General features: G+C 68.5%; 12 protein-coding genes. 5 read left to right on the plus strand and 7 right to left on the minus strand.

What is annotated here, in order from left to right; translation table 11 throughout:
- Positions 1 to 9: 9 nt before the first annotated feature.
- From AC069H_RS05430 to AC069H_RS05445, 4 genes are all read left to right on the plus strand, one after another.
- Complete coding sequence (locus AC069H_RS05430) at positions 10 to 2,178, plus strand: YcaO-like family protein (RefSeq protein WP_478231459.1); 2,169 nt, start codon at positions 10 to 12, stop codon at positions 2,176 to 2,178.
- Entirely contained in the window at positions 2,175 to 3,386 is a 1,212-nt protein-coding gene (locus AC069H_RS05435) for an MDR family MFS transporter (protein ID WP_478231460.1), read from the plus strand. The genes AC069H_RS05430 and AC069H_RS05435 overlap by 4 nt, the downstream gene beginning before the upstream one ends.
- Complete coding sequence (locus tag AC069H_RS05440) at positions 3,376 to 3,843, plus strand: N-acetyltransferase family protein (protein WP_478231461.1); 468 nt, start codon at positions 3,376 to 3,378, stop codon at positions 3,841 to 3,843. Before AC069H_RS05435 ends, AC069H_RS05440 begins: the two co-directional genes overlap by 11 nt.
- 88 nt (positions 3,844 to 3,931) lie before the next feature.
- A complete protein-coding gene (locus AC069H_RS05445; RefSeq protein WP_478231462.1) occupies positions 3,932 to 4,540 on the plus strand; it encodes a PadR family transcriptional regulator in 609 nt (202 codons plus the stop codon).
- On the opposite strand, the gene AC069H_RS05450 is transcribed toward AC069H_RS05445, so the two are convergent.
- Positions 4,486 to 5,325: a class I SAM-dependent methyltransferase gene (locus AC069H_RS05450; protein ID WP_478231463.1), complete on the minus strand. Its 840-nt coding sequence runs from the start codon at positions 5,323 to 5,325 to the stop codon at positions 4,486 to 4,488. The genes AC069H_RS05445 and AC069H_RS05450 overlap by 55 nt on opposite strands.
- Positions 5,326 to 5,440: 115 nt before the next feature.
- Here AC069H_RS05450 and AC069H_RS05455 point away from each other — a divergent pair, with 115 nt between their 5' ends.
- Complete coding sequence (locus AC069H_RS05455) at positions 5,441 to 6,286, plus strand: VOC family protein (protein ID WP_478231464.1); 846 nt, start codon at positions 5,441 to 5,443, stop codon at positions 6,284 to 6,286.
- A 32-nt stretch (positions 6,287 to 6,318) separates the two neighbouring features.
- Here AC069H_RS05455 and AC069H_RS05460 read toward each other — a convergent pair whose 3' ends face one another.
- From AC069H_RS05460 to rpsB, 6 genes are all read right to left on the minus strand, one after another.
- Positions 6,319 to 7,830, minus strand: coding sequence for a carboxylesterase/lipase family protein (locus AC069H_RS05460; RefSeq protein ID WP_478231931.1), 1,512 nt, complete (start codon positions 7,828 to 7,830; stop codon positions 6,319 to 6,321).
- Between the two features lie 83 nt (positions 7,831 to 7,913).
- Entirely contained in the window at positions 7,914 to 8,810 is an 897-nt protein-coding gene (locus AC069H_RS05465) for a phosphatidate cytidylyltransferase (RefSeq protein ID WP_340687352.1), read from the minus strand.
- On the minus strand, positions 8,810 to 9,367 hold the full coding sequence (gene frr, locus AC069H_RS05470) for a ribosome recycling factor (protein ID WP_034310934.1): 558 nt from the start codon (positions 9,365 to 9,367) through the stop codon (positions 8,810 to 8,812). The genes AC069H_RS05465 and frr overlap by 1 nt, the downstream gene beginning before the upstream one ends.
- 51 nt (positions 9,368 to 9,418) lie before the next feature.
- Positions 9,419 to 10,162, minus strand: coding sequence for a UMP kinase (pyrH, locus tag AC069H_RS05475; protein ID WP_005154669.1), 744 nt, complete (start codon positions 10,160 to 10,162; stop codon positions 9,419 to 9,421).
- 92 nt (positions 10,163 to 10,254) lie between these two features.
- Positions 10,255 to 11,079 carry a translation elongation factor Ts gene (gene tsf, locus AC069H_RS05480; RefSeq protein ID WP_340687351.1) on the minus strand — a complete coding sequence of 275 codons (825 nt, stop codon included), beginning with the start codon at positions 11,077 to 11,079 and terminating at the stop codon, positions 10,255 to 10,257.
- Positions 11,080 to 11,172: 93 nt separating this feature from the next.
- The gene (gene rpsB, locus AC069H_RS05485; RefSeq protein WP_034310929.1) at positions 11,173 to 12,045 is read right to left on the minus strand and encodes a 30S ribosomal protein S2; all 873 of its coding nucleotides are present in this window, start codon (positions 12,043 to 12,045) and stop codon (positions 11,173 to 11,175) included.
- Positions 12,046 to 12,070 lie beyond the last annotated feature (25 nt).

Raw genomic sequence — 12,070 nt, forward strand, 5'->3', positions numbered from 1 at the left:
GGGGTTGCCATGGGGTACGAAGAGTTCAGACCGCGGCTCGACGGAATCGAGATCACCGATCTCGAACCGGAGCTCTGCTTTCTCGTCACACCCAGTGGGGGACAGTTCTACATCGCCGCGCCCACCCGGGAGTTCCGCGCCTGGGCGAACCGCTGCGACGGCACCCGGACCCGCGCCGAGCTGCTGGCCGGCATGACCCCGGACTACGAGGAAATGATGGAGATCCTCGAAGCGGACGGCTGCCTCCGCCACGATCGGGACACCGGGGCGGACGACGTCGCCGCCACCTCGATCCTTCTCACCGGCTCGCCCGCGCTCGTCGAGCCCTTGGCGGAGATCCTCGACGGCAGCGGGTACGCGAGCGTCGAGACGGTCCCCTACTTCCACGATCTGTCCGAAATGGACATAGAGAACGCGGTCGTGGTCGCGGCCTTCGATCACCCCGCCTATACCGAGTTGATCGCGCTTGACGCGTTGTGCGCCGGCAGCGGGGTGCGCTGGCTGCCGTTGCGCCGGGAACGCGGCCGGGTGATCGCCGGACCCGCGATCGCGCCCGACGGCATCGATTTCGCCGACGTCGTCGCGCGGCGCCGCTCCGCCGCGCAGGACCCGCGTGTCGTCGAGGCGTTCCTTTCGGTCACCTCGGACTCCACCCCGCTTCGGCCGGGCGACGCCCGCTGGGCGCTGACCACTCTCGCCGTCCATCTCGAACGCTGGCTCTCCGGCGGACGATCCGCCATGACCACCGGCGAGATCGAACTGAACCCGGCGGACCTCACCGAGATCCGCCGCCCGATCCTCCCCTTACCCGACCGGGCCCGGCCCGTTCCCGCCACGACCGACCCCGAACTGCTGGTGGACGACCAGACCGGGATCGTGACCGGCGTCGGCGAAATCCCGCCCGCACCGGGGATGCCCGCCCGGCTGCGGGTCTGCGCGGTCGATGTCGCGGACATGCGCCGGGTGACGAACTGGCCCAACGACCGTCAGGCCTTCGGCACGTCGTGGCACGATTTCGACCTCGCGCGTCAGTCGGCCATCGGCGAAGCGGTGGAGCGCTACTGCGGAAGCTGGCTCGCTCCGGAGCACGAAGTGTGCTTCGGCAGCTACAAGCAATTCGCCCGCTACGGAATCCCCGCACTCGACCCGCAACGGCTGAACCTCTACTCCGCCACGCAGTACCGATCCCCGGGTTTCCCGTTCGCGCCACTGACCCAGGACACGGAATGCTCGTGGGTGGAAGGCTTCTCCCACACCACCGACGAACCCGTCTGGGTTCCGGCGTTCCTGTTCTCGAACGAACGCCAACCGGGGGAAGCGCATTTCGCCGATCCGCTGATCGCCGGCCTCGCGAGCGGGACCACCGAGGAGCACGCCGTCACCTCCGGCCTCGAAGAGGTACTCGAGCGCGACACGACCATGCTCTGGTGGGCGAACACGCCACGCCTCGGCAGGCTCACGATCCCGGATGAGATCCGGTCACTCATCGCCGACGCCACCGACGACTACGAAGTCACGCTCATCCACCTGGACAACGAGTTCGACGTCCCAGTGGTCGCCGCGGTGGTACTCGACCGTGTGAAACGCTGGTTGTCGATCGGCTTCGCCACCCGGCCGGACGCGCTGGAGGCCGCGAAGAAGGCGCTCGCCGAGGGATTCACGCTCCAGCACACCTGCCGCGCCCTCGACGACGAACGCGAGCTGTCCGGCATGCGCCGGGACCTGCCGCATCTGGGCAACCTCAAGCCGCACCGGGCCGATCGGCGCTACCTGGACTCGTACCGCGAAGACTTCGCCGATGTCGCGGATCTCCTTTGCCAGCAACAGATCTACCTCGATCCCCGGGCCGTGAAGCGAGTGGCCCCCTGGGTCATGGACCTGCCGAGCCGCGGCTGGGGCGACCTTCCCGCCCTCGGGGAACGACGGCTCAAGGCCTACCAAGCCCGCGTCGAAGCCCGGGGATTCGAGGTGATCAGCGTCGACCTGACGACCTGCGACGTCGCGGCCGCCGGATTCCACGCCGCGCATACGCTGGTCCCAGGGCTCGTCTCGAACTTCCCCGCCGGATCGCCGATGTGGGGCAACGGAAGGATCGCCGACGCGGCGGTGGGGCTCGGCTGGCGGGACGAACCGCTCGCCGAGCACGAACTCAACGTCTTCCCGCTCCCCCACGCATGATGGCCGCCGCCGACCTGCTCGGTCTGCCGAGCACTCGCGGCCGGTTCCCGCTCATCGCGGCGCAAAGCGTCGACGCGCTGGGGACCGGCTTGTTCCTGCCGTTCGCCGTCGTGTACTTCCACGCGGCGAAGGGTCTGTCGCTGACGGCCGTCGGGGCGGCGCTGTCGATCGCGGCGATGATCGCGCTGCCGTCGGGACCGCTCGCGGGACGGTTGATCGACCGGTTCGGGCCGGGCCGGATGGTGATCACCGCCAACCTGATCCGCGCGGTGACCTTCACCGGCTACGTCTTCGCCGGCGAGGCATGGCATCTGGTCGTCCTGGCCGCGGTGACGTTCTGGGGCGAGGGCATGTTCTGGCCGTCGACCGGCGCGCTGGTGGCGCAGGTGGCCGACGACGGCCAGCGCGCCCGCTGGTACGCGATGGAACGCGCGCTGCGCAACGTCGGCATCGGGCTCGGCGGACTCCTCGGCGCCGCGATGGTCGCCTGGGGCGGTACCGGCGGCTACACCGTTATCGTGCTCGTCAACGCGGCTAGTTTCGTCGTCGCCGCGGTTCTCGTCGCGTCGTGGCGAGCCCCGGCGAGCACCCCTCGCGAGACCGGATCGGAGGCCGTTCCCGCGGGCGGCTACCGGAAGGTGCTCGCCGACCGGATCTTTCGCGGCGTACTCGTGACAGTCTTCGTCTTCGCGTTGTGCGATCTGGCGTTGACCGTCTTGCTGAGCGCGTACGTCCTCGACGGCCTGAAGCTGCCGGCTTGGCAACCCGGGGTCCTGTTCGCGATCAACACGGTGCTGGTCGTGCTCGCGCAGACCGTGGTGTCGCGCCGGGTCGAGCGGCGCCGGATGCCGCGCACGCTCCAGGTCTCGGCCGCGGTGTGGGCGGTGTCGTTCATCCTGTTCGCGCTGGTTCCCACCGGGCGGCCCACGATGGCGTTCCTCGTGCTCACCCTCGCGATGATCGTCTTCACCGGCGCCGAACTGCTCCAGGCGCCGACCAGCAGCGCGCTGACCGTCGCGATCGCCCCGGCGCGGTTGCGCGGCCGCTATCTCGGCCTCGAAGAACTCGTGTGGAGCGCGGCGCGGGTGATCGCCCCGGCGACGTTCACCTGGTTGCTGTCGCACGGCGCGGCTTTGCCGTGGCTGGTGCTGATCGGCTGTTGTGGCGTGGCGATCCTGGTACTGGGCAGACTGAACCGTGCGCTCTGAACTGGACGACGTCTACCGCCGCGTCTACCGCGAACCGCCGTACCTCGAAGGAGAGGACGACGTCGCCCGGTTCGGCGTGCTGTTCGCCGAACACGCCGCGCTCCCGGGGTTCGCCATGACGACAGTGTGCGAAGGCGGAGCACTCGGCGGCTTCGCCTACGGGGTCCGGCAAGAAGCCGGCTGGTGGCCCGAACGCGCGGCGGCTCCGGCGCCTTCGTGGCTCGACGGCGAAGAGCTGTTCTACGTGTACGAGCTGGCGCTCCTCCCCGAGCTCCGCGGTCGCGGGCTTGGCCGCGCTCTGCTCGATGACCTGCTGAAAGAGCGCCCCGAGCGATTCGCCGTACTCGCGTCCCGCGTCGAGGCGCCCGCTCGGCGGCTGTACCGCCGCTGGGGCTGGCGGAAGGTCGGCGAGTTCGACTCCGGTGGCATCGATTTGCTCGCGCTCGACCTCTCCTGAGACCCAGATCACCGAGAACGGGTTGTCGTACGACTGTTTCCGATATATCGTGTACATGTCGGAACAGTACGTAGAAAGGATTCACATCATGCGACGACGACCCTTCCCTCCAGAACACGGCCGACCGGCCTTCGGCCCTTGGGCCCGCGGCGGCTTCGGCGATTTCCCGCCGGGTCCGGGCGGACCGGGCCATCGGCACCGGCACGGCCGCCGCGGTGGCCCCGGGCGGCGCGGCAAACGCGGTGACGTCCGCGCCGCGATCCTGGCGCTGCTTTCCGAGCAGCCGAGGCACGGCTACGAGATCATCCGGGAGATCGGCGAGCGCAGCGGCGGCTTCTGGAAGCCGAGCCCCGGCTCGGTCTACCCGACCTTGCAGTTGCTGGCCGACGAAGGCCTGGTGATCAGCAAGGACGAGAACGGCAAGAAGCTGTTCGAACTCACCGAATCCGGCCGCGCCGCGGCCGAGCAGCAGGACGCGGTCCCGCCGTGGGAGCAGATCGCCCACGACGTCGACCCGGTCGAGGTCAACCTGCGCAAAGCGGGCGCGACCCTGGCCGCTGCGGTCGCGCAGGTGATGCACGCCGGCACCGAAAGGCAGCAAGCCCGCACCGTCGACGTGCTCAACGAGGCACGCCGGACGATCTACGGCATCCTCGGCGAGGCCGAGGACTCGACTCCGGACGAGGACACGGAGTGACCTGGCACGACGAGGCCGGTGGGCTTGACGCGCGTATGCACGCGATAGCCCACCGGCAACGTCATCCGTTTCTCCCCGGAGCCTGACGAAACCTCGTTCAGGCGCCGGACCTCCGCGATCGCCTTCGCCGCGACCGGAGCGCTGAACTCGATCTTCAGCACGGCTTCCATCGCGGCGTCGTCCTCGAACAGCCACCGCGTCATCACCTTGCGACAGCCGAATCCCTGACGGGCGAAGAACTTCTCCACTCCGGGCGGATCGTAGTGCGGAAGATCCAGCCGCATCCAGCGTCCGTAGGGCTCACTCGCCACATCGAGATCCACGATCATCATCAGCCCACCCGGACGCAGCACCCGCTCCGCTTCGCGAAGGCCGGGTTCACAACCGGGGCCGAAGAAGTACGCGGTGCGCGCGTGGACGACGTCGAAAGCCGCGTCCGATAAGGGAAGCCGCTGCGCACGTCCTTGCCGCACCTCGACGTTCTCCAGCCGCCCCACCCGTTTCCGCGCGTCGCGGACGAGCGGCTCATGGGGTTCGATCCCGACCACCGACCGCGCCGTCTCGGCGAACCGCGGCAGATGGAAACCGTCACCGCAGCCGATGTCGAGCACGTCCGCACCGGACCAATCGCGATACCCGGCGAGCGCGCGCCAGATCTCGTCGTCGACGTCCTGCGCGCGGTTCTCGACCTCGTAGGCCTTTTGGTAATACCAGATGTTCGGGCTCGGCAGCACCTCCTCACCGCCGCGGCGGAAGGAGGAGAGGGCTCGGGGAAACCAGCGCACGGAAGCTCCAACGAAGGGACACCGGGCCGGGTTCCGGGGTCATCCGGTCGGAATCTTTGACGGAAACAATGCGGTCAGCGACTAGACTTTACTCCCACCGGTAAGGGAGAACCGCATGTCGCTCGGCTCGGCCGCCCACACTTCCGTCATACCTTCGGGAATCCCGTGCTGGATCGAGCTCGCGTGCAGAGACGAAACGGCCGCGCAAACCTTCTACAGCGGGCTTTTCGACTGGGAGTACGTCGTCCAGCGTGATCCGGCGACGCCGACCGGCCGCTACTCGATAGCGACGCTGAACGGCGTCCCGGCCGGTGGTCTGTACCGCGCGGGTTCGGGCGGGCCGTCCGGCTGGAGCGTCCACATCTCGGTGCCCCAGGCGGCCGCGGCCGCCGAGTGGGTGGACAGTCTCGGTGGCCGGGTCACGCTCGGGCCGGTGGCGATCCCCCATCGCGGCACCATCATCCACGCCGTCGACGCGTGCGGCGCGCACGTCGTCTTCTGGGAGCCGCCCGCCACCTGGGAGTTCGCGACAGGGGTGCCGAACACCTTCAGCGGCGCGGATCTCAACACCCACGACGGCGCGGCGGCGGATCACTTCTACTGCCGCCTCTTCAACTACACCAGCCACCAGATCGGCGACGGCGCCTCGCTCGACTACGCCGAATGGCTCATCGAGCATGAACCCGTGGTGTACCGATACGTGATGGGTTCGGAGTACCGGCCGGACACTCCCCCGCACTGGATGGTCTACTTCGAACTCGCCCCTGCCCGCGGCGCCGACGCCGCGGCGGGACAGGCCCTGATGCTCGGCGGCACCGTCGTGGTCCAGCCCTACGACACCCCGTACGGCCGGATGGCGATCCTCGCCGACCCGGACGGTTCGGTGTTCGCCGTGATCGACCACTCGCGGGCCGTCGAGGGCTGGGGCACCGCCGAAGTCGACGACCCCTACGACGACTGAGCCGGGGCGACGAGGCCGCCCCGGCTCTTCGGTCAGATATCCGCCCAGAACCGGCAGTCGTGCACTGCCGCGAGGTCGACCGGGCCGATCACGCCCGGCGCCAGCGATTGCGTCCGCGGCGAAGGACGCCATTTCGGCAGTTCGCCGCCATTCGGATCGCCGGTGCGCGCGAACGCGGTCCAGTACCGAATCATTTGCCCCGCCAGTTCCTGCTGCGCGGGCGTCAATTTCGCCGGGAACCCGGTTAAATCAGACAAATAAGCCAATTCGGTTCCATGGGCGGCGCCGAGATTCATGCCTGGTGGCGCGGGAACAAGCGGGGGAGCCGCCCGATCGGCGAACTCGTAACCGAAGGTCCGCGTGCGCTCGCGCAGCAATCGCTCGGTCCCCACCTGCGGGCAGCCCCAGATCCGGTCGGTCATCGCGTCCGCGAACGCCATCGCCGGGCCGCCGTGCTTCGCCGACGGGTATCGGGCGGCGACGAGCGGAGCCTTCTCCCCGAACGCGGTCCGCAACAGTCCCTGGTAGTGCTCCTCGGTGAACGGATGTCCGGGGAACAGGGCCACGAACAGCCTCGCCTCGTCCCTGGTGACCCCCGTCAGCACCGGGACGCGGGCGAAGCGCCCCGCTTTCAGCGCGTCTGCCGGATGCTCGGGCAGCAGGCCGGTGCCGAACGCGGGCGTCCCGAGCGGCTGGTTCACCAAATCCTTGGCCGGAAGCCGCCGCATGCAGGCGATGTCGGCGCAGCCGAGTTTCTCGGCCCCTGCAGCACCCATCGCTTCGGCGTCGGCGCGGGGCAGATACGGCGAGCCCGCGGGGACGCCGGGAAAGAACCCGCCGTCGGGCCAGGTCAGCGTGCAAGGCCCGCTCTGGATGATCGCGCGGTGGAACAGCCCCGCGGCCCAAGGGGAGGCCAACTGGACACAAGTGCTCATCGCTCCGGCGGATTCGCCGAACAACGTGACGTTCCGGGGATCCCCGCCGAACGCATGCGCGTTGCGCTGCACCCAGCGCAGGGCGGCCTGCTGGTCCTGGAAGCCGAAAGAACCGGAGTCGCGGCCGAGTTCCGGATGCCCGAAGAAGCCGAACACACCCAGCCGGTAGTTCACGGTCACCACGACGACGTCCCCGCCGAGGGCCATGCGCTCGAAGTCATAGTCGCTGCCCGCGCCGGAGGTGAAGCCGCCACCGTGCACCCAGACCATCACCGGACGCGGCTTACGCGCGGGCTTGGCCGGGCTGATCACGTTGAGGTACAGGCAATCCTCGGCCTCGCTCGCTGCCGAACCGAGGCCGGCTCCCTGCGCGCATCGAGGTCCCGGTTTGCTCGCGTCCCGCACCGCGGTCCACGGCTCGGGTCTCCGCGGCGAGGCCCAGCGCAGGTCGCCGACCGGTGGCGCGGCGAACGGAATGCCTTGGAAACTCCGGTATTCGGCAGTACTCACCCCGCGAACGGGGCCGGAATCCGTGCGGACTACGGGGCTTCCGCCCGCCTCCGCCACGGTCGTCGTCAGGGCGCCGAGCGTCACCACGCCCAGTGCCATGGCCAGAAGTCGCTTACTCATCCGTCGAGTTCGCATACCCCGACCTTGGCCCGGCGCCCCGGACTTTGTCACCTGGGTTCGGTCTAAACGGGGACGAATGCGGAGAGCAGCAGCCAGGAGACGACGGCCGAAGGGAGCAACGAATCGAGCCGATCCATCAGCCCGCCGTGGCCCGGCAGCATGTTCCCCATGTCCTTGACGCCGAGGTCGCGCTTGATCAGCGACTCGACGAGATCGCCCAGGGTCGCCGTGCAGACGATCGCCGCGCCGAACAGCACACCCTGCCAGGCGTGGCCGTCGAGGAGAAGGCTCAGGGTCAGCGCGCCGGCGACCACACCGGCCACGAGCGAACCGGCGAACCCTTCCCAGGTCTTCTTCGGGCTGATACTGGGCGCCATCGGATGTTTGCCGCCCAGGACACCGGCGATGTAGCCGCCCGTGTCCGAAGCGACGACGCCGATCATGAACGCCAGCACCCGGCCGACGCCGTCCTCCGGCGGGACGAGCATGGCGGCGAAGGCGCCGAAAAGCGGGATGTACGCGGCGGCGAAGACCGACGCGCTGATGTCGCGCAGGTAGCCGTCCGCGCCGCCGGGCAACCGCCACAGCAGGCAGACGAGCACCGTCAGCACGAACGCCGTCAGCGCGCCTTCACGGCCGTACGGCCACGCCAGCCAGATCATCGCCTGACCGCCGACGAGCACCGGGACCAGCGCGACCCGGATGCCCGCCGCGCGCTTCAGTGCCCCGGCCAGCTCGATCGTGCCGACCGCGATGGCGATCGCGATGATGCCGATGAACAGAAAGCGGACGGTGAGCAGGGACGTGACGATCGCCGCCCCCAGCAGCAGCCCGACCCCGATCGCGGCGGGCAGGTTGCGGCCGGCGCGGGAAACCTTCTTCGCCGGTTCCGGCTTCTTGGCCGGAACCGGTTCCGGGTTCTCCACCCGGTCCTCGCGTTCCTCGCTCACCTGGCTCATCAGACCTCGAGTAGCTCGGCTTCCTTGTGTTTCACCAGCTCGTCGACCTTGTGACTGTAGGTGTCGGTGAGGTTCTGGAGTTCCTTCTCGGCGTGGACGACCTCGTCCTCGCCCGCCTCGCCGTCCTTCTTGATCCGGTCGAGCTCTTCCTTGGCCTTGCGGCGGACGCTGCGGATCGAAACACGGGCGTCCTCGCCCTTGGCCTTGGCGACCTTGACCATCTCCTTGCGGCGCTCTTCGGTGAGCTGCGGAATGACGATGCGGATCACGTTGCCGTCGTTGCTCGGGTTCACACCGAGGTCCGACTCGCGGATCGCCTTCTCGATGGCGTTGAGCGAGGTCTGGTCGTAAGGCTTGATCAACGCCATCCGGGCTTCGGGGATGTTGACGCTCGCCATCTGGTTCAGCGGGGTCGGCGCGCCGTAGTACTCGACGACAATGCGCGAGAACATCCCGGGGTGGGCCCGGCCGGTGCGTACCGACGACAGGTCCTCCTTGGCGACGGACACCGCTTTTTCCATCTTCTCCTCGGCGTCGAGGAGGGTCTCGTCGATCACGGCAACTCCCGTAGTTGTGTATGCGTACCGATTGCGAAGATCAGAGCAGGCTTACGCGGGCACCCCGTCGGCGGGGGTGTCGACCAGGGTGCCGATCCTCTCACCACTGACCGCGCGGGCGATGTTCCCCTCGGTGAGCAGATTGAACACGATGATCGGCATGTTGTTGTCCATGCACAGGCTGAACGCGGTGGCGTCGGCGACCTTGAGATCCCGCTCCAGCACCTCGCGGTGGCTGATCTCGTGGAACATCTCGGCGGTCGGGTCGCTCTTCGGGTCCGCGGTGTAGACGCCGTCGACGGCCTTCGCCATCAAGACGGCCTCGCAGCCGAGTTCGAGCGCGCGCTGCGCGGCGGCGGTGTCGGTCGAGAAGTACGGCATGCCGACCCCGGCGCCGAAGATGACGACGCGGCCCTTCTCCAGGTGACGCTCGGCGCGGCGCGGGATGTACGGCTCGGCGACCTGCCCCATGGTGATGGCGGTCTGCACGCGGGTCGGCAGGCCCTCCTTCTCCAGGAAGTCCTGCAACGCCAGGCAGTTCATGACGGTGCCGAGCATCGCCATGTAGTCCGCGCGGTCGCGGTCCATGCCGCGCTGCGACAGTTCCGCGCCGCGGAAGTAGTTGCCACCGCCGATCACGACGGCGATCTGCACGCCCGTCCGCGCGACGTCGGCGATCTGCTGAGCGACCGAGTGCACCACATCCGGATCAACCCCGATGGAACCGCCGCCGAACATCTCGCCGCCCAGCTTCAGCAGCACCCGCCGGTATCCGCCTTCGACACGGACACCCATGTCGCCCTCCCTAGTGCTCTGAACCCGACTGTGCCCCGTCCCCGATGGACGGAGACGGGGCACAGTGGGGATTCTTGTGTTCCGCGCCTGGATCAGGCCTGGCCGACCTCGAACCGGGCGAACCGGCTCACGGACACGCCGGCCTCGTCGAGCAGGGCCTTGACGGTCTTCTTGTTGTCCTTGACCGACGGCTGCTCGAGCAGGACGTTGTCCTTGTAGTACGCGTTGACCTTGCCCTCGATGATCTTGGGCATGGCCTGCTCCGGCTTGCCCTCCTCGCGGGCGGTGGCCTCGGCGACGCGACGCTCGTTCTCGACGATCTCGGCCGGGACCTCTTCGCGGGTGAGGTACTTGGCCTTGAGCGCGGCGACCTGCATGGCGGCGCCACGAGCGGCCTCCGCGGCGGCCTCGCCCTCACCGGTGTACTCGATGAGCACGCCGACGGCGGGCGGGAGGTCCGCACCGCGACGGTGCAGGTACGTGGTGGTGGTGCCCTCGTAAGCGGCGACACGGCGCAGCTCGAGCTTCTCACCGATGCGAGCGGCGAGCTCCTGGACCTGCTCCTCGACGGTCTTGCCGTCGAGCGAGGCGGCCTTCAGCTTCTCGACGTCGCTGGTCTTCTCGGCCTTCGCGACCTCGACGATCTTCGCGGCGAGGGCCTGGAAGTCCTCGTTCTTCGCGACGAAGTCGGTCTCGGAGTCGAGCTCGATCAGCACGCCGCCGTCACCGGCGACGAGGCCCTCGGCGGTGGCGCGCTCGGCGCGCTTGCCGACGTCCTTGGCGCCCTTGATGCGCAGGAACTCGACGGCCTTGTCGAAGTCGCCGTCGTTCTCCTCCAGCGCCTTCTTGCAGTTCATCATTCCGGAGCCGGTCAGCTCCCGGAGACGCTTCACGTCTGCGGCGGTGTAGTTCGCCATCGTGGGTGTGTCCGTCCTTTTTCAGGTACGAGAAAGTCTTTTGGGGAAGTCACCCGTGGGGCCGCCCGGAGGCGGCCCCACGAGCGGGGTGGATCAGGAGGAGGCGGTGGCCTGCTCGGCCGGAGCCTCGGTGGCGGCCTCGGTCGCGGCGGCGGCTTCCTTGGCGTCCGCGGCGGCGGTCTCGGAGCCGGCGAGCAGCTCCTTCTCCCACTCGGCCAGCGGCTCGTCCGTGGCGACGCCCGCCTCGGGCTTGGCGTCGGCGGAGGAACCGTTGCGGCTGGAGCGGGCCATCAGACCGGCGGCGGCGGCCTCGGCCACGACCTTGGTCAGCAGCGCGGCCGAACGGATGGCGTCGTCGTTACCCGGGATCGGGTAGTCGACCTCGTCCGGGTCGCAGTTGGTGTCCAGGATCGCGACGACCGGGATGTTCAGCTTGCGAGCCTCGCCGACGGCGATGTGCTCCTTCTTCGTGTCGACGATCCACACGATGCTCGGCACCTTGGCCATGTCGCGGATACCGCCGAGGGTCTTCTCGAGCTTGTCCTTCTCACGGGTGAGCGTGAGGATTTCGCGCTTGGTCAGGCCGGCGAAACCACCGGTCTGCTCCTGCGACTCGAGCTCCTTCAGGCGGAGGAGACGCTTGTGCACCGTCTGGAAGTTGGTCAGCATGCCACCGAGCCAGCGCTGGTTCACGTAGGGCATGCCCACACGCGAAGCCTCGGCGGCGATCGCTTCCTGAGCCTGCTTCTTCGTGCCGACGAACATGATGGTGCCGCCGTGCGCGACGGTTTCCTTGATGAACTCGTACGCACGGTCGATGTAGGTCAGCGTCTGCTGCAGGTCGATGATGTAGATGCCGTTGCGCTCGGTGAAGATGTAGCGCTTCATCTTCGGGTTCCACCGACGGGTCTGGTGCCCGAAGTGCACGCCGCTGTCGAGCAGCTGCTTCATGGTGACGACGGCCATTGCCGGAATCAACCTCTTCTGTGTC

Source organism: Amycolatopsis sp. NPDC043887 (assembly GCF_056435665.1).

Coding starts and splice junctions, on each gene's coding strand:
- AC069H_RS05445 (WP_478231462.1), top strand. CDS start 3,932: ATGCGACGACGACCCTTCCCTCCAGAACACGGCCGACCGGCCTTCGGC.
- rpsB (WP_034310929.1), bottom strand. CDS start 12,045: ATGGCCGTCGTCACCATGAAGCAGCTGCTCGACAGCGGCGTGCACTTC.
- AC069H_RS05430 (WP_478231459.1), top strand. CDS start 10: ATGGGGTACGAAGAGTTCAGACCGCGGCTCGACGGAATCGAGATCACC.
- AC069H_RS05465 (WP_340687352.1), bottom strand. CDS start 8,810: ATGAGCCAGGTGAGCGAGGAACGCGAGGACCGGGTGGAGAACCCGGAA.
- tsf (WP_340687351.1), bottom strand. CDS start 11,079: ATGGCGAACTACACCGCCGCAGACGTGAAGCGTCTCCGGGAGCTGACC.
- AC069H_RS05435 (WP_478231460.1), top strand. CDS start 2,175: ATGATGGCCGCCGCCGACCTGCTCGGTCTGCCGAGCACTCGCGGCCGG.
- pyrH (WP_005154669.1), bottom strand. CDS start 10,162: ATGGGTGTCCGTGTCGAAGGCGGATACCGGCGGGTGCTGCTGAAGCTG.
- AC069H_RS05460 (WP_478231931.1), bottom strand. CDS start 7,830: ATGGCACTGGGCGTGGTGACGCTCGGCGCCCTGACGACGACCGTGGCG.
- AC069H_RS05455 (WP_478231464.1), top strand. CDS start 5,441: ATGTCGCTCGGCTCGGCCGCCCACACTTCCGTCATACCTTCGGGAATC.